The organism is Pseudarthrobacter chlorophenolicus A6 (assembly GCF_000022025.1).
GTDB lineage: Bacteria > Actinomycetota > Actinomycetes > Actinomycetales > Micrococcaceae > Arthrobacter > Arthrobacter chlorophenolicus.
On sequence record NC_011886.1, the window covers coordinates 2,996,863 to 3,017,422 of the forward strand.

The 20,560-nt window shown below is 62.9% G+C and carries 25 protein-coding genes; 1 reads left to right on the top strand and 24 read right to left on the bottom strand.

Annotated elements, in window-relative coordinates; genetic code table 11:
• The 18 genes from rpsE to rpsJ all read right to left on the bottom strand — a co-directional run bounded on the left by rpsE (position 1) and on the right by rpsJ (position 9,381).
• Entirely contained in the window at positions 1-717 is a 717-nt protein-coding gene (gene rpsE, locus ACHL_RS13495; protein ID WP_015937840.1) for a 30S ribosomal protein S5, read from the bottom strand.
• Positions 714-1,097: a 50S ribosomal protein L18 gene (rplR, locus tag ACHL_RS13500; protein ID WP_015937841.1), complete on the bottom strand. Its 384-nt coding sequence runs from the start codon at positions 1,095-1,097 to the stop codon at positions 714-716. The genes rpsE and rplR overlap by 4 nt, the downstream gene beginning before the upstream one ends.
• A 2-nt stretch (positions 1,098-1,099) precedes the next feature.
• Positions 1,100-1,636, bottom strand: a complete 537-nt coding sequence (gene rplF, locus ACHL_RS13505; RefSeq protein WP_015937842.1) for a 50S ribosomal protein L6 — start codon at positions 1,634-1,636, stop codon at positions 1,100-1,102.
• Between the two features lie 18 nt (positions 1,637-1,654).
• Positions 1,655-2,053: a 30S ribosomal protein S8 gene (gene rpsH / locus ACHL_RS13510; protein ID WP_015937843.1), complete on the bottom strand. Its 399-nt coding sequence runs from the start codon at positions 2,051-2,053 to the stop codon at positions 1,655-1,657.
• A gap of 79 nt (positions 2,054-2,132) precedes the next feature.
• Positions 2,133-2,714, bottom strand: a complete 582-nt coding sequence (rplE, locus tag ACHL_RS13515) for a 50S ribosomal protein L5 (protein WP_015937844.1) — start codon at positions 2,712-2,714, stop codon at positions 2,133-2,135.
• Complete coding sequence (rplX, locus tag ACHL_RS13520; protein WP_015937845.1) at positions 2,714-3,076, bottom strand: 50S ribosomal protein L24; 363 nt, start codon at positions 3,074-3,076, stop codon at positions 2,714-2,716. Before rplX ends, rplE begins: the two co-directional genes overlap by 1 nt.
• A 3-nt stretch (positions 3,077-3,079) precedes the next feature.
• Positions 3,080-3,448, bottom strand: a complete 369-nt coding sequence (gene rplN, locus ACHL_RS13525; RefSeq protein ID WP_003803789.1) for a 50S ribosomal protein L14 — start codon at positions 3,446-3,448, stop codon at positions 3,080-3,082.
• A 580-nt stretch (positions 3,449-4,028) separates the two neighbouring features.
• Complete coding sequence (gene rpsQ / locus ACHL_RS13530; protein WP_015937846.1) at positions 4,029-4,334, bottom strand: 30S ribosomal protein S17; 306 nt, start codon at positions 4,332-4,334, stop codon at positions 4,029-4,031.
• Complete coding sequence (gene rpmC, locus ACHL_RS24830) at positions 4,331-4,660, bottom strand: 50S ribosomal protein L29 (protein WP_015937847.1); 330 nt, start codon at positions 4,658-4,660, stop codon at positions 4,331-4,333. The genes rpsQ and rpmC overlap by 4 nt, the downstream gene beginning before the upstream one ends.
• A gap of 2 nt (positions 4,661-4,662) precedes the next feature.
• Positions 4,663-5,079 (bottom strand): 50S ribosomal protein L16, encoded by a 417-nt coding sequence (gene rplP, locus ACHL_RS13540; protein WP_015937848.1) that lies wholly within the window; start codon positions 5,077-5,079, stop codon positions 4,663-4,665.
• Positions 5,080-5,910 (bottom strand): 30S ribosomal protein S3, encoded by an 831-nt coding sequence (rpsC, locus tag ACHL_RS13545; protein WP_015937849.1) that lies wholly within the window; start codon positions 5,908-5,910, stop codon positions 5,080-5,082.
• On the bottom strand, positions 5,911-6,276 hold the full coding sequence (gene rplV / locus ACHL_RS13550) for a 50S ribosomal protein L22 (protein ID WP_009358304.1): 366 nt from the start codon (positions 6,274-6,276) through the stop codon (positions 5,911-5,913).
• A 38-nt stretch (positions 6,277-6,314) separates the two neighbouring features.
• Entirely contained in the window at positions 6,315-6,596 is a 282-nt protein-coding gene (rpsS, locus tag ACHL_RS13555) for a 30S ribosomal protein S19 (RefSeq protein WP_003803803.1), read from the bottom strand.
• Between the two features lie 12 nt (positions 6,597-6,608).
• A complete protein-coding gene (gene rplB / locus ACHL_RS13560; RefSeq protein ID WP_015937850.1) occupies positions 6,609-7,448 on the bottom strand; it encodes a 50S ribosomal protein L2 in 840 nt (279 codons plus the stop codon).
• Between the two features lie 29 nt (positions 7,449-7,477).
• Positions 7,478-7,783: a 50S ribosomal protein L23 gene (gene rplW / locus ACHL_RS13565; protein WP_011692807.1), complete on the bottom strand. Its 306-nt coding sequence runs from the start codon at positions 7,781-7,783 to the stop codon at positions 7,478-7,480.
• The gene (gene rplD / locus ACHL_RS13570) at positions 7,780-8,400 is read right to left on the bottom strand and encodes a 50S ribosomal protein L4 (protein ID WP_015937851.1); all 621 of its coding nucleotides are present in this window, start codon (positions 8,398-8,400) and stop codon (positions 7,780-7,782) included. Before rplD ends, rplW begins: the two co-directional genes overlap by 4 nt.
• A 4-nt stretch (positions 8,401-8,404) precedes the next feature.
• Entirely contained in the window at positions 8,405-9,055 is a 651-nt protein-coding gene (rplC, locus tag ACHL_RS13575) for a 50S ribosomal protein L3 (protein WP_015937852.1), read from the bottom strand.
• Between the two features lie 17 nt (positions 9,056-9,072).
• On the bottom strand, positions 9,073-9,381 hold the full coding sequence (gene rpsJ / locus ACHL_RS13580) for a 30S ribosomal protein S10 (protein WP_003803825.1): 309 nt from the start codon (positions 9,379-9,381) through the stop codon (positions 9,073-9,075).
• 433 nt (positions 9,382-9,814) lie between these two features.
• On the opposite strand from rpsJ, the gene ACHL_RS13585 reads away from it, so the two are divergent.
• The gene (locus tag ACHL_RS13585) at positions 9,815-11,254 is read left to right on the top strand and encodes a GH1 family beta-glucosidase (protein ID WP_015937853.1); all 1,440 of its coding nucleotides are present in this window, start codon (positions 9,815-9,817) and stop codon (positions 11,252-11,254) included.
• Between the two features lie 47 nt (positions 11,255-11,301).
• On the opposite strand, the gene ACHL_RS24835 is transcribed toward ACHL_RS13585, so the two are convergent.
• From ACHL_RS24835 to rpsL, 6 genes are all read right to left on the bottom strand, one after another.
• A complete protein-coding gene (locus ACHL_RS24835; RefSeq protein ID WP_015937854.1) occupies positions 11,302-11,427 on the bottom strand; it encodes a hypothetical protein in 126 nt (41 codons plus the stop codon).
• A gap of 29 nt (positions 11,428-11,456) precedes the next feature.
• Positions 11,457-15,401, bottom strand: coding sequence for a hypothetical protein (locus ACHL_RS13590; protein WP_208858416.1), 3,945 nt, complete (start codon positions 15,399-15,401; stop codon positions 11,457-11,459).
• A 419-nt stretch (positions 15,402-15,820) separates the two neighbouring features.
• Complete coding sequence (gene tuf / locus ACHL_RS13595; protein ID WP_015937856.1) at positions 15,821-17,011, bottom strand: elongation factor Tu; 1,191 nt, start codon at positions 17,009-17,011, stop codon at positions 15,821-15,823.
• 263 nt (positions 17,012-17,274) lie between these two features.
• Positions 17,275-19,389 carry an elongation factor G gene (fusA, locus tag ACHL_RS13600; protein ID WP_015937857.1) on the bottom strand — a complete coding sequence of 705 codons (2,115 nt, stop codon included), beginning with the start codon at positions 19,387-19,389 and terminating at the stop codon, positions 17,275-17,277.
• A 69-nt stretch (positions 19,390-19,458) separates the two neighbouring features.
• Complete coding sequence (gene rpsG / locus ACHL_RS13605) at positions 19,459-19,929, bottom strand: 30S ribosomal protein S7 (RefSeq protein ID WP_013601837.1); 471 nt, start codon at positions 19,927-19,929, stop codon at positions 19,459-19,461.
• A 1-nt stretch (position 19,930) separates the two neighbouring features.
• Positions 19,931-20,305 (bottom strand): 30S ribosomal protein S12, encoded by a 375-nt coding sequence (gene rpsL / locus ACHL_RS13610; RefSeq protein WP_011692814.1) that lies wholly within the window; start codon positions 20,303-20,305, stop codon positions 19,931-19,933.
• Positions 20,306-20,560: the final 255 nt, after the last annotated feature.

A 20,560-nucleotide genomic window follows, 5' to 3' on the forward strand; every position in this document is an offset into this window, starting at 1 on the left:
TTACACACCTGCCTTCGGAGCCAGGAGAGCCTTCACCAGTGCAGCCGGAGCAACTTCGTCCAGCGGCAGGCCGCGGCGTGCTGCCACAGCTGCCGGCTCTTCGAGGCGCTTCAGGGCATCAACGGTCGCGTGAACGATGTTGATGGCGTTGGAGGAACCGAGCGACTTGGAGAGGATGTCGTGGATGCCCACGCACTCCAGTACTGCACGGACCGGGCCACCGGCGATAACACCGGTACCGGCGGAAGCCGGACGCAGCATAACGACGCCCGCAGCAGCTTCACCCTGCACGCGGTGCGGGATGGTGTTGCCAACGCGCGGAACGCGGAAGAAGGACTTCTTGGCTTCTTCAACGCCCTTGGCGATAGCTGCGGGAACTTCCTTGGCCTTGCCGTAGCCGACGCCAACCATGCCGTTACCGTCACCAACGACGACGAGTGCGGTGAAGCTGAAGCGACGACCACCCTTGACGACCTTGGAAACGCGGTTGATGGTGACAACGCGCTCTACGAACTGGTTCTTTTCGGCGTCACGGCCGCCATCGCGGCCGCCACGGCCACCGCGGTCGCCACGGCCCTGGCCACGGTCGCCACGCTCACCGCGACGGGCGCCACCACGGCGATCGTCGGTGGCGGGGGCAGTGGTCTCAGCAGCTGCGGCCTCGGGTGCCTTCTGATCTGCAGACACAGTGTCCTTTTCGTTGTTTGCTTCGGTCACAGTGACAGCCCACCTTCGCGAGCACCGTCAGCGACGGCTGCGATGCGGCCGTGGTACTTGTTACCACCACGGTCGAACACGACAGCCTCGACGCCGGCAGCCTTGGCACGTTCGGCAACGAGCTCGCCAACGCGCTTGGCCTTGGCAGTCTTGTCACCGTCGAATGCACGGAGGTCGGCTTCCAGGGTGGACGCGCTTGCTACGGTCTGGCCAATGGTGTCATCGACAACCTGGACAAATACGTGGCGTGCGGAGCGGTTGACCACCAAGCGGGGGCGGACAGCCGTACCGGAAATGCGCTTGCGGATACGAAGCTGGCGGCGGCTGCGACCAGCAGCCTTGCTCTTGTTCGTACGCTTCTTGTTAATGGCGATGGCCATGGTTACTTACCAGCCTTTCCGACCTTGCGGCGGATGACTTCGCCGGCGTAACGGATGCCCTTGCCCTTGTACGGGTCAGGCTTCCGCAGCTTGCGAATGTTGGCAGCAACCTCGCCGACCTGCTGCTTGTTGATGCCTGAGACAGAGAGCTTGGTCGGTCCCTCTACTGCAAAGGTGATGCCGTCAGGAGCCGAAACGCTGACCGGGTGGCTGTAGCCGAGGGCAAACTCAAGGTCGGAGCCCTTGGCCTGCACGCGGTAACCGGTGCCAACGATTTCAAGCTTCTTCTCGTAGCCTGCGGTAACGCCCTGGATCATGTTGGCGATCAGGGTGCGGGTCAGGCCGTGGAGTGAACGGGAGGCGCGCTCGTCGTTCGGGCGGCTGACGGTCAGGGTGGTGTCGTCAAGTGCAACCTCGATCGGGCTGGCCACAGTGTGGCTCAGCTCGCCCTTGGAACCCTTGACGCTGACGACAGAGCCGTCAACCCTGACCTCAACGCCGGCAGGAACGGTGATGGGGAGACGTCCAATACGTGACATTATTCTCTTCCTTTCCCGTTACCAGACGTACGCGAGGACTTCGCCGCCCACGCCCTTCTTGCCGGCCTGCTTATCAGTCAGGAGGCCGGAAGAGGTGGACAGGATTGCGATACCCAGGCCACCCAGCACGTGCGGCAGGTTGGTGGACTTCGCGTAAACGCGGAGACCCGGCTTGGAGATGCGGCGGACGCCAGCGATGGAACGCTCGCGGTTCGGACCGAACTTCAGGTCGAGGGTCAGCTTCTTGCCAACCTCGGCGTCTTCTTCCTTCCAGCCGGCGATGAAACCTTCGGCCTTGAGGATGTCAGCAACGCGAGCCTTCAGCTTGCTGTAAGGCATAGACACGGAGTCGTGGTATGCCGAGTTTGCGTTACGCAGGCGCGTAAGCATGTCTGCGACAGGATCTGTCATTGTCATTTGGGCTCTTGCCCTTCCTCGTAACGGTTTCCGCCGCAGGCTTCAGGAAGCTGTGCGGCCGGACCTTTTACGTAGCTAATTAAGCTTCGGTCTTGAACGGGAAACCAAGCGCCTTGAGCAGCGCGCGGCCTTCGTCATCGGTCTTGGCGGTGGTGACGACCGTGATATCCATACCGCGTACGCGGTCGATCTTGTCCTGGTCGATTTCGTGGAACATAACCTGCTCGGTCAGACCGAAGGTGTAGTTGCCGTTGCCGTCGAACTGCTTGCCGCTGAGGCCGCGGAAGTCGCGGATACGGGGCAGGGCCAGCGAAACGAGGCGGTCCACGAATTCCCACATGCGGTCGCCACGCAGGGTTGCGTGTGCACCGATGGGCATGCCTTCGCGCAGCTTGAACTGTGCGATCGACTTGCGGGCCTTGGTAACCTGCGGCTTCTGGCCGGTGATCTGGGTGAGGTCGCGGACAGCGCCGTCGATCAGCTTGGAGTCCTTGGCGGCATCTCCAACACCCATGTTCACAACAACCTTCACCAGACGGGGTACCTGGTTCACGTTCTCGTACTTGAATTCATCCTGGAGCGTTGCTTTGATGGATTCGGCGTACTTGGTCTTCAGACGAGGAACGATCTTCGTTGCCGGAGTCTCGAGAGTCTCAGTCATTAGATGTCCTTCCCGGAGCTCTTGGACACGCGGATACGGACGGTCTTCTTGACACCGTTCTTCTCCACAGTGTCGAGGCGGAAGCCCACACGGGTCGGCTTCTTGGTCGACGGGTCAACCAGGGCCACGTTGGAAATGTGGATCGGGGCCTCTACGACCTCGATGCCGCCGGTCTTGGTGCCGCGCTGCGACTGTCCAACACGGGTGTGCTTGGTGACGCGGTTGATACCCTCAACCAGCACGCGGTTGGTGTCGGTGAAGACGCGCAGAACCTTGCCCTGCTTGCCGCGGTCGCCGCCGCGCTCAGCCTTGGCGCCAGTGATGACCTGAACCAGGTCACCCTTCTTGATCTTTGCAGCCATGGACTAGAGCACCTCCGGAGCCAGAGAAACGATCTTCATGAACTTCTTGTCACGGAGTTCACGACCAACCGGTCCAAAGATACGGGTACCGCGGGGGTCACCGTCGTTCTTCAGGATCACAGCTGCGTTCTCGTCAAACTTGATGTAGGAACCATCCGCACGGCGGCGTTCCTTCTTGGTACGGACGATGACTGCCTTGACAACATCGCCCTTCTTTACGTTGCCGCCCGGGATTGCATCCTTGACGGTGGCGACGATGACGTCACCGATGCCTGCGTAGCGACGGCCGGATCCACCGAGAACGCGAATGGTAAGGATTTCCTTAGCACCCGTGTTGTCGGCGACCTTCAGTCGCGACTCCTGCTGAATCACTATTTACTCCTTGCGTCGCGCCGGTTCTCAGGCCGTGGTCTTGCTACGGAATGAGCCTTGCGGAACGGTTGATCGGGGTGTCTCTTGACCCGCCTGGATTTTGCCAGACCAGGCCTAAACGCCTGTGCCAGAAGCAGTTGCTCCCATCCGGTCCGGGACGGATCCCGGGCGCACAGGGGCACTGTGCTGTGGCACGCTTGTTTACGAGGTTGATGACGGCGCACAGAAGGCGCCATACAAACTCAATATCCTAGCATGCTTTTCGCCAGTTCCCATATCACCAGCACGTCCTGCCCCGCAAGCAGGGCGGGACGTACGACGACGTCACGCAGGGCAGCCGTTCGTCCCGTCCAGGGTGCCGCTCCCCCGCGCGGCCGGCCCGCCGCCGTCGTGATCCCCCACCTCAACGCGAGCTCACTCGTGGCGGCTATGGGACCAACGCCCGCTCACTCCCTTGAAGCGAGTGAGCTGGCGTCTAATGGAAAGCCACCAAAAGTGAGCGGGCGTGCGCGCAGCGAAGGTTAAACGAGGAAGCCCCCGCTCCCGGAAGGGAACAGGGGCTTCCAGCCAGCAGCAGGTGCTACTTGGCCTTTTCGAGGATTTCCACGAGCCGCCAGTTCTTGGTGGCGGACAGCGGACGGGTCTCGGCGATGACAACGAGGTCGCCGATGCCGGCGGTGTTCTCTTCGTCGTGTGCCTTGACCTTGGAGGTGCGGCGGATGACCTTGCCGTACAGTGCGTGCTTCACGCGGTCTTCAACCTCGACAACGATGGTCTTTTCCATCTTGTCGGAGACCACGTAGCCGCGACGGGTCTTGCGGTAACCGCGCTGCTCAGCCGTGGCTGCAGTAGCAGATTCGGTCACGTTCTGGTCCTTTTCACTCACTTGGCGTCCTCCTCGGACTCAGCCGTTTCAGCCTTCTCGGCCTTCTTGGTTGCAGCCTTCTTGGACTTCTTTTCTTCCTTGGCTTCCACAACCGGTGCGGCAACCTCGGCACGAATGCCCAGCTCGCGTTCGCGGAGAACGGTGTAGATGCGGGCAATGTCCTTCTTTACTGCACGCAGGCGACCGTGGTTCTCCAGCTGACCGGTGGCGGACTGGAAACGCAGGTTGAACAGCTCTTCCTTAGCCTTACGGAGTTCTTCTACGAGACGCTCGTTGTCGAAACCGTCCAGCTGCGCGGGAGCCAGATCCTTGGATCCTACTGCCATTTCTACTCACCACCTTCGCGACGCACAATGCGTGCCTTCAACGGCAGCTTGTGGATTGCCAGGCGCAGGGCCTCGCGAGCTACCTCTTCATTGACACCGGAGAGTTCGAAGAGAACCCGGCCCGGCTTGACGTTGGCGACCCACCATTCCGGTGAACCCTTACCGGAACCCATGCGGGTTTCGGCAGGCTTCTTGGTCAGGGGACGGTCCGGGTAGATGTTGATCCAGACCTTACCGCCACGCTTGATGTGGCGGGTCATCGCAATACGGGCAGATTCGATCTGACGGTTGGTGACGTATGCCGGGCTCAGAGCCTGGATACCCCACTCGCCGAACGAGACCTCGGTGCCGCCCGTAGCAGCGCCGGAACGACCCGGGTGGTGCTGCTTACGGTGCTTGACTCGACGTGGGATAAGCATTTAAGCCTGTCCTCCTTCTGCTGCTGCAGGTGCAGCCTCAACTGCCGGAGCCTCTGCAGCAGGAGCTGCGTCAGCGGCCGGGCGGTCGTTGCGACGACGGCGGTCACCACGGTCAGCGCCACCCGGACGTCCGCCACGGTCGGAGCGGGGTCCGCGGGACGGTGCCGAAGCAGCCTGTGCGGCCAGTTCCTTGGCGGTGACGTCGCCCTTGTAGATCCAGACCTTCACGCCGATGCGGCCGAAGGTGGTCTTGGCTTCGTAGAAGCCGTAGTCGATGTTCGCGCGGAGGGTGTGCAGGGGCACACGGCCTTCGCGGTAGAACTCCGAGCGGGACATTTCAGCGCCACCCAGGCGGCCCGAGCAAGCGATACGGATACCCTTGGCACCGGCACGCTGTGCGGACTGCATGGCCTTCTTCATCGCGCGGCGGAAAGCCACACGCGAGGTCAGCTGCTCTGCAACGCCCTGGGCAACAAGCTGTGCTTCCATCTCGGGGTTCTTGACCTCGAGGATGTTCAGCTGGACCTGCTTGCCGGTGAGCTTTTCGAGCTCGCCGCGGATGCGGTCTGCTTCTGCTCCACGGCGGCCGATGACGATGCCGGGGCGGGCCGTGTGGATGTCCACGCGGACGCGGTCACGGGTGCGCTCGATCTCGACCTTGGCGATGCCGGCGCGCTCCATGCCCGTGGACATGAGCTGGCGGATACGGATGTCTTCGCGAACGAAGTCCTTGTACCGCTGTCCGGACTTGGTGCTGTCAGCGAACCAGTGCGATACGTGATCGGTGGTGATGCCGAGTCGGAACCCGTGCGGGTTTACTTTCTGTCCCACTTAGCGAGCCTCCTCTTTCTCCGGGGTAGCGACTACCACGGTGATGTGGCTGGTGCGCTTCTTGATCTGAAATGCACGACCCTGGGCACGCGGCTGGAACCGCTTCATGGTCGGGCCTTCATCAACAAACGCTTCGCTGATGATGAGGTCGCCTTCGTCAAACGCAACGCCGTCGCGGTCTGCGAGGACCCGGGCGTTGGAGATTGCCGACTGAACTACCTTGAATACCGGCTCCGAAGCTGCCTGCGGGGCAAACTTCAGAATTGCCAGAGCCTCATTCGCTTGCAAACCACGAACAAGGTTGACGACGCGCCGGGCCTTCATAGGCGTTACGCGGATGTGGCGCGCAATTGCCTTGGCTTCCATTGCTTTCCTTCTCTCGTCTTTGACGTAAGTGCAGGCGCCTAGCGGCGCTTGCCCTTACGGTCGTCCTTGACATGGCCGCGGAATGTCCGCGTGGGAGCGAATTCGCCGAGCTTGTGCCCGACCATCGACTCGGTGACAAACACCGGAATGTGCTTGCGTCCGTCGTGTACGGCGATCGTGTGTCCGAGCATGTCGGGGATGATCATCGAACGGCGGGACCAGGTCTTGATGACGTTCTTGGTGCCCTTTTCGTTTTCCCTGGCTACCTTCACAAAGAGGTGCTGGTCAACGAAAGGACCTTTTTTCAGGCTGCGTGGCATGTTTCCAGGCTCCTATCGCTTGTTCTTGCCAGTACGACGGCGACGAACAATAAGCTTGTCGCTCTCTTTGTTGGGGCGGCGCGTGCGGCCTTCACGCTGACCGTTCGGGTTGACGGGGTTACGTCCACCGGACGTCTTACCCTCGCCACCACCGTGCGGGTGGTCAACCGGGTTCATGGCGACACCACGGACGGTCGGGCGGACGCCCTTCCAGCGCATGCGGCCGGCCTTGCCCCAGTTGATGTTCGACTGCTCGGCGTTGCCGACCTCGCCGACGGTTGCGCGGCAGCGCACGTCAACGTTGCGGATTTCGCCGGAGGGCAGACGCAGCTGGGCGAAACGGCCTTCCCTGGCAACGAGCTGGATGGATGCACCGGCGGAGCGGCCCATCTTGGCACCGCCGCCCGGACGCAGCTCCACTGCGTGCACAACGGTACCCACGGGGATGTTGCGCAGGGGCAGGTTGTTGCCCGGCTTGATGTCAGCGTTGGGGCCGGCCTCCACGAAGTCACCCTGGGACAGCTTGTTCGGGGCGATGATGTAGCGCTTGGTGCCATCAACGTAGTGCAGGAGGGCGATGCGAGCCGTACGGTTCGGATCGTACTCAATTTCAGCAACGCGGGCGTCAACGCCGTCCTTGTCGTGGCGACGGAAGTCGATCAGACGGTACTGGCGCTTGTGTCCGCCACCCTTGTGACGGGTGGTGATCTTACCGGTGTTGTTACGGCCGCCCTTTTTGGGCAGCGGACGTACCAACGACTTTTCCGGCGTCGACCGCGTGATTTCGGTGAAGTCCGCTACGCTCGAGCCACGACGGCCCGGGGTAGTCGGCTTGTATTTACGGATTCCCATAATTTATTTCCTCGTTAAAGTGGTCTCCGCTACGCGAGCGGACCGCCGAAGATGTCGATGGTGCCTTCTTTGAGGGTGACAATCGCACGCTTGGTGTTCTTGCGGGTACCCCATCCGAATTTGGTGCGCTTGCGCTTACCGGCACGGTTGATGGTGTTGATCGATTCGACCTTGACGGAGAAAATCTTCTCCACGGCCAGCTTGATCTCGGTCTTGTTCGAACGGGGGTCCACCAGGAAGGTGTACTTGCCCTCGTCGATCAGGCCGTAGCTCTTTTCCGACACGACGGGTGCAAGCACGACGTCGCGGGGATCCTTGATGGTGGCTGCACTCACTTGGCATCCTCCTCGTTCTTAGCTGCCTTAGCGGCAACGAATGCTTCGTAAGCAGCCTTGGTGAAGACAACGTCATCAGAGACGAGAACGTCGTAGGTGTTCAGCTGGTCTGCGTACAGAACGTGGACACCGGCGAGGTTGCGCACGGACAGTGCAGCAACATCGTTGGCGCGCTCGATAACGACCAGCAGGTTCTTGCGGTCGGAAACGCCGCGCAGCGTTGCCAGTGCGGTCTTGGCGGAGGGCTTGGTGCCTTCAACCAGGTCGGCGACAACGTGGATGCGTCCGTTGCGGGCCCGGTCAGACAGTGCGCCGCGCAGTGCAGCAGCAATCATCTTCTTGGGGGTCCGCTGGCTGTAGTCACGCGGGGTGGGACCGTGGACAACGCCACCGCCGGTCATGTGCGGAGCACGGATTGAACCCTGACGGGCGCGGCCGGTGCCCTTCTGCTTGAACGGCTTGCGTCCTGCACCGGAAACTTCAGCGCGGGTCTTGGTCTTGTGGGTACCCTGGCGAGCAGCAGCGAGCTGGGCAACGACAACCTGGTGCAGCAGCGGCACGTTGGTCTGGACGTCGAAGATCTCGGCAGGCAGGTCAACCTGGACAGTGTTAGCCATTGAACTAGGCTCCCTTCACGGCGGTACGTACGAAGACGACCTGGCCGCGGGCGCCGGGGACGGCACCCTTGATCAGGAGCAGCGACTTCTCGGCGTCAACCGCGTGGACCGTGAGGTTCAGCGTGGTGTGACGCACGGCGCCCATGCGGCCGGCCATTTTCATGCCCTTGAAGACGCGGCTCGGGGTGGATGCGCCACCGATTGAACCGGGCTTACGGTGGTTCTTGTGGGCACCGTGGGAAGCTCCAACACCGTGGAAGCCGTGACGCTTCATAACACCGGCGAAGCCCTTACCCTTAGTGGTGCCGATGACGTCGATCTTCTGGCCGGCAGCGAACAGCTCAACGGAGAGTTCCTGGCCCAGCTCGTACTCGGCAGCATCTGCGGTACGGAGTTCGACGACGTGGCGGCGAGGCGTGACGCCTGCCTTTTCAAAGTGACCAGCCAGCGGCTTGGTGACCTTGCGGGGATCGATCTGGCCGTAGCCGATCTGAACGGCGACGTAGCCATCGACCTCTGCGTTGCGCAGCTGGGTGATGACGTTCGAGTCTGCCTGGACCACAGTGACGGGGATGAGCTTGTTGTTCTCGTCCCAGACCTGGGTCATGCCGAGCTTCGTGCCCAGCAGGCCCTTTACGTTACGGGTTGCGGTCATAGTTTCTCAGCACCTCCCTACAGCTTGATTTCGATGTTCACGTCGGCCGGCAGGTCGAGGCGCATGAGCGAGTCGACAGCCTTGGGCGTGGGATCGATGATGTCGATAAGACGCTTGTGCGTGCGCATTTCAAAGTGCTCGCGGCTGTCTTTGTACTTGTGCGGAGAGCGGATAACGCAGTACACGTTTTTCTCCGTGGGCAGCGGCACGGGGCCAACTACCGTTGCGCCTGCGCGCGTGACCGTCTCAACGATCTTCCGTGCTGAAACGTCAATGACCTCGTGGTCGTATGACTTCAGCCGGATGCGGATTTTTTGTCCCGCCATGTCGCCTGACTCTCTTTCAGTCTGTGCTTCCCCGGGTTAGGGCTGCCCTGTTCACTTACCTGTTGTATGGCTGCCGAAGCAATTGAGGTCGTAACCACCATCCGCCGCACAAACTGAATCCGGATAAATCCGGGTTCCTCACCTTGCCGGCGCAACCGACCCCCGCGGTCGGGCGTGTCGCGCTGTACACGCAAACAAATCCGCATTTTCCATTGGGGTGGGTTATGTTTGGGCTTCCACTTGGACCCTGACACCCGGCATTATCCGGATCGGGACACGAAGAAGCGCTTGAACAACTCATCTAGTATGCCGGATATCTGCGGCAGAAGCCAATCGCCTGCCTCAGCCCGGGCGCAAGGCCTGGCGGCCGGTCATCCGCAGTGTTGCACGCCCACCCATTGCCCTGGCTGCCCGGCGAATGGATGATGGGGACATGACGCTGGAGAGCACCGAATCCGTCACTGAACTGGCCAGCCGCATGCCGCCGTCGTTCACCCTTGGCGTGGCTGCTGCGGCTTTCCAGATCGAAGGCGCGCTGGCCGACGGCGGCCGCGGCCCCTCAGGCTGGGACGCCTTTGCCCAGAAGCCCGGCGCCATCATTGACGGCCACTCCCCCGCCGTCGCGTGCGACCACTACAACCGGCTGCCCGAAGACGTCGCGCTGCTCAAGGAACTCGGCGTTGACTCCTACCGGTTCTCCCTCGCCTGGCCTCGCATCCAGCCCGATGGCCGCGGCAGGCTCAATCCGGAGGGCCTCGACTTCTACGACCGGCTGATCGACCAACTGCTGGAAGCCGGCATCGCCCCGATGGCCACGCTGTATCACTGGGACACCCCGCTGCCGCTGGAACACCGCGGCGGCTGGCTCAACAGGGAAACGGCGGAGCGCTTTGGCGAATACGCTGCTGCCGCAGCGGAACGGTACGGCGACCGCGTCTCACAGTGGGTGACGCTGAACGAACCAGTATCCGTGACGCTCAACGGCTACGCCCTCGGCGTCCATGCCCCCGGCAGGGCCTTGATGTTCGACGCGCTCCCGTCCATCCACCACCAGCTGCTGGCCCACGGGCTGGGCGTCCAGGCACTCCGCGCGGCAGGCGTCCGGGGCGGAATCGGAGTCACGAACCTGCACGCCCCCATCCGGCCGGCATCCCGCGGGATCGGCGACCGGGTGGTGGCACACCTGTACGACCTGTTAATGAACAGGATCTATGCAGACCCGGTACTGCTGGGCCGCTATCCCAACCTCCCGGTCTATGCCAGGCCGTGGCTGCGCTCGATCGGGCGCATCTCCGATTCCGACCTGCGCACCATCCATCAGCCACTCGATTTCTATGGGCTGAACTACTACTTCCCGGTCAAGGTGGCCATGGGACGGGGCGTCACCCCCATACCCGCGGACATGCATAAGGCCGTGGCCCGGCTGCCGTTCCACGAGGTGGGCTACCCGGAGTTCAGCAACACAGGTTTCGGCTGGCCTGTGGCCCCCGGGCATCTGGGTGTCCTGCTGCAGGAACTCAGGGACAGGTACGGTGCGGCCCTCCCGCCGGTCTACATCACCGAAGGCGGAGCCAGCTTCCCCGAACCGGACACAGTGTCCGGAACCCTGCAGGACAGCGAGCGCGTCAGTTACCTGGCGTCGCACCTGGGCGCCGCCCTCGAAGCAACGGCCCCAGGCGGGATCGCCGCGGGAGTTGACCTGCGCGGCTATTTCGTCTGGACCCTCATGGACAACTTCGAGTGGGCCGCCGGGTACTCACAGCGGTTCGGCCTGGTCCACGTCGACTTCAGCAACCAGGAGCGTACGCCCAAGCAGTCGTTCTTCTGGTACCAGGCCCTCTCCCGGGCCCGCAAAGTACAGTCCGCCGGTTAAACATCCGCTCCACCGGACGGCCCGCGCCGCGGAAGTCCTGCCAGGGCCTACTGGTTCTTGTTGGCCCGGTTGATTCGTTTTGCCCGGTCGATCTCGTGGTGGAAGTGTTTCTTCGCCCAGAAGACGCCGGCCACCACGGCCGCGGCAACGATCAGGAAAATAAGCCATCCCATGATGAGCTCCTCTCAATGCTGCAACAGTATCAGGGCACTTTCCTGGCCTGGGCGTTGCTGCCGGTGTCGCTCCCCGCATCGGAAGGCACTGGAGGCGCTGAGGGACCAGCCGGTGCGGCAGCGTCCTCAGCCCCAGGGCCGGCGCTTCGGTTCAACCGCCATACGGCAAAGGCAATCAGGCCGACGGCGATAAGCGCCAGGAGTACGAACGTGTACCCCCGCATCGCCCAAAGAATGCAGGCGGCAACGCCGGCCGCACCCCACCTGACAAAGATCTTCTCACCGGCCAAAAGCCCTCCGACTAGCAGTACAGCGAGCAGCACCAGGAGCCACAGCTGCTGCCCGGCAGTGCCGCCGAACACGGTTCCTACCCCCGTCAGGGTGAGCAGGACGGCTGCCGACAGGGCGATCCCGCGCCCGGCTTTGGGCTGTCCGGAGCGGTAGCGAAGGAACGCAAGGGCCGCCCCAAGCACCACGTACCACTGCGCCGCCCAGAAGGGATCGGGCAAACCGGAGCCGAAACTCCGGCGGCCGTCCAGTTCAAAAATCGCCGCGCGCTGCACTCCGGCCATCACCACCACAGCACCTGCCTCGGATACCACCCGGCGAAGTCCTGCCGGGGCTTCGGCGATGCAGATACCTGCCGCCCCGGCAAGCGCGGTGGCGGCAACCCAGGCCGTGGTGTCTGCAGGTAGACCCGCAACTGCGGCCAGGGCGAGCCCGGCCAACGCGGCGCCAGCGAGGGACCATCTGCGCAGGGGGTCGGCTGCGAGCTTGGCGGACCTCGCCACGCGCAGGCCGTAAAGTCCCGCTCCCGCCGCGCCGGCACCGATCCAGGGCGCATAGGCCGCCCATAGGTCCGTATGTCCGCCCGCCGCTTCCCGGACCACCATGAACGTTCCCACCAGGACAGCAGCCGACGCCGGCGCGTACAGGCCCCCGGCCCGCTCAACGTGGGAGGCGCAAAAGAGGACAGCGGCAAGCACCAGGACCGCGAATCCGGCAATCCACTCATCGGCCTGCGGAGCGAGGACCAGCGCACTGAGGCTGTACCCCAGTGCGGCCGCCAGCCACAGCCAGCGCTCAGTTCCGGAGGGGGCCGGCATCCGACGGGACCACAGTACTCCGGCCGCTGCGGCTGCAAGCGCCAGGGCCAGCAATAGAAGTGCCACTCCGGTGTAGCCCAGCACAGCGGACGCTGCAGGCGCCACAAGCGGGCTCAGTGCCAGCACTCCGCCCAACAGGGCATAGGCTGCGAAGTAGAGTGCGCCGCGCGCCGCGAACAGGGTCCTGGCAACGACGCCCGAAACAAGAACCAGCCCCAACTCCACCAGGAGAATCCAGCGTTCGCTACCGGTGCCGGCTGCTCCATAGCGGCCAAAGTAGGCCAGTGGAAGGGCAGTCTGGCCCGCGAGGGTGATCCACACTGCCACCTGCTGAAAAGGAACCTCCTGAAGGCGGAAGCGCATCAGCCACCGGACGGCGTGCTGCGCGGCCAGAACGCCGGCAAAGGTCAGCGACACAACGTCCGGGGAGGCCGATACGTCGTAGCTGAGGACCACGGCCAGGGCAGCGGTAAGTACCCTCGCTGCAATAAAGTAGCAGCCCTTCTCCACAGCCCGCGCAGCCGCTGCCACCATCACCGCTGCGAAGGCAGCAAAGATGCCCAGCAACACCTCGACCAGGGTCAGGTTGGTGATGGACAGTCCCACCAGGACGGGGAACGCGGCCGGTGCGAACAGCCCGGAGCCCCGCTGCCCCCGCAACAGCAGCCCGGCAGCAACCGAGGACAACGCCGTGACGCCGGGAACGACCAGATGCTGCCAGCTTCCCTCCGACAACGGCCACAGCATCAGGCACCCGATGATCTGAACCGCGAGAACCACTCCTGCATCCACGGCTACGCCACGCGGAGAACGTCCAAGCCGGAACGACACCAGCACCACGGCCATCTGGACGGCCAACACCGCAACCAGCACGGTGGCGGGGTCAAGAGTTGCGCCGCCTATAGATGGCGCGCCCGCGGAGCCCACCAGCCGGTCGAACAGCGTCAGCGCCAGCAATGTGGCGGCAATGCGGCAAAGCCACCAATATCCCCAACGGCGCAGCCGGGCCCGCAGCCGAAGCCCTGTGACTGCCAGGTATGCCACCACTACGGCCAGGGCAATGTTCCCGGCATCCGGTGTAATCCACCGGAATGCGAACTCCACCATCACGCTTCCCAGCACCAGGGGCACCACTTCCCCTGCGCGTGGACTCCAGGCGGACTGCCCGCCCGGCTGCGGTACCAGCAGCAGGCCCATGGCTACTGCTGCGCCGAGCTGCAGCAGAATCCCGCTCCACGTCAGCGATTGTCCCGGGAAAGTGTCCACGGCGTGGAGAACAGCGACCCCCACCGTCCCAAGAACAGAGAAGCCAATCAGCGTAGCTTGGGGTGCAAACTCCTTGCGGCTCGCGCGCTGCAGCCACGCGGACAACAACTGTTGTGCCACCGCTGCTGCCACAACACTGAACCACACCGCAGACGCCTGAATGCGCCCCTCCGTCAAGGCGGCCGTCACGGCGGGTACGGCAACCGTGCCTGCGATCCTGGCGTTGAAGAGGAGGAGCTGCCGCTGCGTTCCGCTTTCACGGAGACCCCGCACCAGCCAGAAGAACGCGGTGAGCAACACCATAAGGGCGAAGTCCCACTCCCCCATTACCCGGCTGACAACTCCCGCCAAGGCAATGCCGGCAAACGGAAGGTACTCCGCCGCCCGGCGCAGCAGCACTGCGATGGCAAAGCTCGTCAGGAGCAGCAGCAGGACCGGTACCCACAGCGGAATCGCTCCTGCGTCAGGCACCCATGTACCGGCAATGCCGCGCAGCACCGTGCTGCCCGCAAACGCTGCCGTCAACGCCCAGTGCACCAGGTGGGTCACCACGACGTCGGCGCGCCAACGTGGCGCCAATGCCTCGTTCGGGGAAGGATTCGCGGCGGCCGCAGCCGGCGGTTCCTTTGCCCCGTCAGGCCGGCGGGGACCGAACCAGGCCTCCAGTCTGCGACCACTAACGGCAACACCGATGGCCTGCACGGCGAGCAGTGCGCCGGCGGCCAGCAGTGCGCCCCTTGCAGTGTCGGTGATTTCCAGGACAGCCACAGTGCCGGCAACCGTCAGCGCAACACGGGCCGCATAGAAGTTACGGAGCCTGAAGTTTGCTCCCGGAACGGCGGCCATGGTGGCGAAGTAGGCACCGCTGAGCCCGAGAATCAATGCGTACTCGGCCAGGCTGGTACGCAGGAGGAACGTGGCAGCCACGGCAACGGCCGGTACGACGACGGGGTGGACAGTTACCAAAGGCCGCAGGAAGAGCGGGGGAAGCCAACCCGGCCTAACCAGGCTCAGCAGGGTGAACACGACCGCCACAGCGATGAGCACCACGAAGTACCAGACAAGGGCGGCGCCGAGGACAGCCATGCCCGACCACGCAGTGGAGACAAGGAAGGTCAGCGACAGATATGCCAATACGCGGCTCTCCAGCCGGAGGGCAGCAGCAATGTACGCCAGGGTTCCTACGAGCGAGGTGGCGAGCCACGCTGCCGGCCCGTTTTGCCAGACAAAGCTGTAAAGGGCCAGGCCGATAACCGGGACAAGGGCCAGTCCAGTGCCAGTGAAAGCCACCGCGGCAGGTTTCAGGCGCGGGACCCGGTGGTGCAGGATGAATCCGGAACCGTAGAACAGGGCCGCCACAGAGCAAACCCCTGCGAACCTCATCATCGGCGGCAGTGCTGTTCCCACGAACAGGGCAGCTGCGGCAACGAGCAGGAGGCTTGCCACATACAGCGTGATATTGATGTTCTGGCGGTCGCGCCGTTCCCGTCGCGCTGCCACCTCTTCAGCTGATTCTGCCGGCCGGGCCGGACCATCGGCGTAACCGCGGTATGGCACGGGCTGGGTGGTGGGCTTTGGCCGCGGGGTGGCAACGGCTCCCACGGGCACGGGCTGTGGACGTGCCACACGGCGGGCCGGCGGAGCGGAGTCCGGCAGAGGTGCGGAGGCGGGCCGATGCGTCGAAGCCGTAACCGTCGTCGGCGGGGCGAACGTCGGCCCCTCCGCCGAAGCCGGGGCTGGGGCTTGCACCCGTCCGGGCGGCGCAAACGTAGATTCCGTCGCCTGGGGCTCCGCCATCTTGGCCATGGCGTCCAGCCAACCCTGCAAGTGACCGGCCCGGTAGCCTGCCTCGTACGAATCGTCCGGCATGAGTTGGCCTTTCAGGAGGAACGTGGCAGGAGTCCTGCGATTTATCCATTGACTGGATTAACGGTAGCAAAAGAAGGCCCCGCTGCACACTGCAGCGGGGCCTTCTGTGGATTAGCGGGACATAATCCCGGCTATCCGGTGATCAGCAAGAGTTACTTGATGATCTTTGTGACGCGTCCCGAACCAACGGTGCGGCCGCCTTCGCGGATAGCAAAGCCGAGGCCCTCTTCCATAGCGATCGGCTGGATGAGCGCAACGGTCATCTCAGTGTTGTCGCCGGGCATAACCATTTCCGTGCCCTCGGGCAGGGTGATAACGCCGGTAACGTCCGTCGTGCGGAAGTAGAACTGCGGGCGGTAGTTCGAGTAGAACGGGTTGTGGCGTCCGCCTTCGTCCTTGGACAGGATGTAGACGTTGGCCTCGAAGTCGGTGTGCGGGGTGATGGAACCCGGCTTGACGACAACCTGGCCACGCTCGACATCGTCGCGCTTCAGGCCACGGAGCAGCAGGCCACAGTTCTCGCCGGCCCATGCTTCGTCGAGCTGCTTGTGGAACATCTCGATACCGGTAACCGTGGTCTTCTGGACCGGGCGGATGCCGACGATCTCGACCTCGGAGTTGATGGCGAGGGTGCCACGCTCGGCGCGGCCCGTAACAACGGTGCCACGGCCGGTGATGGTGAAGACGTCTTCGATCGGCATCAGGAACGGCTTGTCGCGGTCACGTACGGGGTCCGGAACGGACTCGTCGACAGCTGCCATCAGGTCCTCAACGGACTTGACCCAAACCGGGTCGCCTTCCAGGGCCTTCAGGCCGGAAACGCGAACAACCGGAGCCTCATCGCCATCGAAGCCCTGCGAGCTGAGCAGCTCACGAACTTCCATTTCGACGAGGTCGAGGAGCTCTTCGTCATCAACCATGTCGGACTTGTTCAGCGCGACCAGCAGGTAGGGAACACCAACCTGGCGGGCGAGCAGAACGTGCTCGCGGGTCTGAGCCATGGGGCCATCGGTAGCAGCAACCACGAGGATTGCGCCGTCCATCTGGGCAGCACCGGTGATCATGTTCTTGATGTAGTCAGCGTGACCGGGGGCGTCTACGTGTGCGTAGTGGCGCTTCTCGGTCTGGTACTCCACGTGGGAGATGTTGATGGTAATACCGCGCTGACGCTCTTCGGGAGCAGAGTCGATAGACGCGAAGTCGCGCTTCTCGTTGAGATCCGGGTACTTGTCGTACAGCACCTTGGAAATGGCGGCCGTCAGCGTCGTCTTACCGTGGTCAACGTGACCGATGGTGCCGATGTTGACGTGCGGCTTAGTCCGCTCGAACTTTGCCTTTGCCACAGGTTCCTCCTAGAACGATTTCAAATGGCTTGCCCTTCAACCGCGCTTTTCGCGGCAGAAACTCAGGCAAGTCTACTTGGGGGCTTTGGATTGGTGAAATTGCAGATTCAGGAACTAATACTAATCCCCTGAGCCTGTTCGTGCAGATGGCCTGGAGCCGGCTTCACCGGGATGGGTCCCACCGGCCCCGGCCACCTGCACCGGCTGCGCTGTCCGTTTCCGGCTGCGCACCCGAGGTATTCGCTTTAAGTGCCCTGTACGGACTACTCGCCGCGGCTCTTCTGGATGATCTCGTCGGCGACAGCCTTCGGGACCTCCGCGTAGCTGTTGAACGTCATGGAGTACACAGCGCGGCCCTGGGTCTTCGAACGCAGGTCACCGATGTAGCCGAACATGCCGGACAGCGGAACGTGCGCACGGATGACCTTGACGCCCTGTGCATCTTCCATGGACTGCATCTGGCCACGGCGGGAGTTGATGTCACCGATAACTTCACCCATGTATTCCTCAGGGGTGCGGACTTCAACATCCATCAGCGGTTCGAGCAGGACAGGGTTCGCCTTGCGTGCGGCTTCCTTGAAAGCCATACGGCCGGCGATCTTGAACGCCATTTCCGAGGAGTCAACATCGTGGTACGCGCCGTCAACCAGCGTGGCCTTGATGCCCACAACCGGGTAACCGGCCAGGACGCCGTCATTCAGGGCATCCTGGATACCAGCGTCAACAGACGGGATGTATTCGCGCGGAACACGGCCACCGGTGACCTTGTTCTCGAACTCGTACAGCTCGCCCTCGGCGGTGTCCAGCGGTTCGATCGCAATCTGGATCTTTGCGAACTGGCCCGAACCACCGGTCTGCTTCTTGTGCGTGTAGTCGTGGCGTTCGACGGCGCGCTTGATGGTTTCGCGGTAGGCAACCTGGGGCTTACCCACGTTTGCCTCGACCTTGAACTCGCGGCGCATGCGGTCCACCAGGATGTCCAGGTGCAGCTCGCCCATGCCGGCGATGATGGTCTGGCCGGTGTCTTCGTTGAGGGACACCTGGAAGGTGGGGTCCTCAGCGGAGAGCTTCTGGATGGCCGTGGAGAGCTTCTCCTGGTCACCCTTGGTGTTCGGCTCGATGGCGACAGAGATCACGGGCTCCGGGAAGCTCATGGACTCAAGCACGATCTGGTTTGCAGAGTCGCACAGGGTGTCGCCCGTGGTGGTGTCCTTGAGGCCGATGGCAGCGTAGATGTGGCCGGCGGTGGCGCCCTCAACGGGCATCTCCTTGTTGGCGTGCATCTGGAAGAGCTTGCCGATGCGCTCCTTCTTGCCCTTGGTGGAGTTGACCACCTGGGCGCCTGCTTCCACGTGACCGGAGTACACGCGGATGAAGGTGAGCTGGCCGAAGAACGGGTGCGCAGCAATCTTGAAGGCCAGTGCGGAGAAAGGCTCGTCAGCGGAAGGCTTGCGGGTCAGTTCCTTCTCTTCGTCGCGGGGGTCGTGACCGACCATCGGCGGGACGTCGAGCGGGTTCGGCAGGTAGTCGACAACTGCATCGAGCATCGGCTGGACGCCGCGGTTCTTGAATGCGGAGCCACAGAAGATCGGGTAGAGCTCGGAGTTGATCGTCATCTTGCGGATGCCGGCCTTGAGCTCGTCGACGGTGAGTTCTTCGCCTTCAAGGTACTTCTCCATGAGTTCCTCGGAGGACTCTGCAACGGTCTCAACGAGCGCTGCGCGGTACTCTTCGGCCTTTTCCTGGAGGTCAGCCGGGATCTCGCGGATCTCGTACTTCGCACCCATGGTGACGTCACCCTTGGCATCGCCGGGCCAGACCAGGGAGCGCATGTAGAGCAGGTCCACGACGCCGATGAAGTCGTTCTCAGCACCGATGGGCAGCTGCATGACCAGCGGCTTGGCGCCGAGGCGGCTGACGATGGTGTCTACGGTGAAGTAGAAGTCAGCGCCGAGCTTGTCCATCTTGTTGACGAAGCAGATACGCGGGACGTTGTACTTGTCAGCCTGGCGCCACACGGTCTCGGACTGGGGCTCAACGCCTTCCTTGCCGTCGAAGACAGCAACGGCACCGTCGAGGACGCGCAGGGAGCGCTCAACCTCAACAGTGAAGTCCACGTGGCCGGGGGTGTCGATGATGTTGATCTGGTTGTTTTCCCAGAAGCAGGTCACGGCGGCCGACGTGATCGTGATGCCGCGTTCCTTTTCCTGTTCCATCCAGTCAGTGGTCGAAGCGCCGTCGTGCGTTTCGCCAATCTTGTGGTTCACACCCGTGTAGAACAGGATGCGCTCGGTGGTGGTGGTCTTGCCGGCATCAATATGGGCCATGATGCCGATGTTGCGGACCTTACTAAGGTCGGTAAGCACGTCCTGTGCCACGGGGTCTCCTTTTGGGATGGACTACACGTTCGCCGCCGGCTCGGTTGAGCCGGCGGCGTCCGGGGAGTATTACCAGCGGTAGTGTGCGAAGGCCTTGTTGGACTCGGCCATCTTGTGGGTGTCTTCGCGACGCTTCACAGCGGCACCGAGACCGTTGGACGCATCCAGGATTTCGTTCTGGAGACGCTCGGTCATCGTCTTTTCGCGGCGGGCCTTGGAGTAGCCAACCAGCCACCGCAGGGCAAGTGCGGTGGAGCGGCCCGGCTTGACCTCAACCGGAACCTGGTAGGTGGCGCCGCCGACGCGGCGTGAGCGGACCTCAAGCGAAGGCTTGACGTTGTCCATGGCCTTCTTCAGTGCTGCTACGGGGTCGCCGCCGGACTTGGCGCGTGCGCCTTCGAGGGCACCGTAGACAATGCGCTCTGCCGTGGACTTCTTGCCGTCAACGAGCACCTTGTTGATGAGCTGGGTTACCAGCGGGGAGCCGTAAACGGGATCCTGAACGAGCGGCCGCTTGGGGGCCGGACCCTTGCGAGGCATATTACTTCTTCTCCATCTTTGCGCCGTAGCGGCTGCGGGCCTGCTTACGGTTCTTCACACCCTGGGTATCGAGGGCGCCACGGACGATCTTGTAGCGGACACCCGGGAGGTCCTTCACACGACCACCGCGAACGAGCACAATGGAGTGCTCCTGCAGGTTGTGGCCAACACCGGGGATGTAAGCGGTAACTTCAACGCCACCGTTAAGGCGCACACGTGCAACCTTACGCAGAGCCGAGTTCGGCTTCTTCGGGGTGGTGGTGTAAACGCGGGTGCAAACACCGCGGCGCATCGGGCTGCCGTTCAGGGCAGGAGCCTTGGTCTTTTTGACCTTCGGCGTGCGGCCCTTGCGGACCAGCTGGTTAATCGTAGGCACTCTCGTGTTCTCCGTTGGTTTGATCTCTACCGGTACATTCAGGCGTCAGCCGTCTCTGCTCCGGTTTTGGCGTTGTCCCTGCAGCCTTGGCGGCTCGAATCTTGCCTAGGCGTGCAAAAGCGTGGCATTCGTTGCGCACCTTACCCGCAACCCGGAAACAAGCTCACACCCAGCATCATGAGAACAAAACCAAAATGATGCTGCGGCGGCCTTCATCCACTGCCACACAGAACAATTACAGACAACTCTAGCACG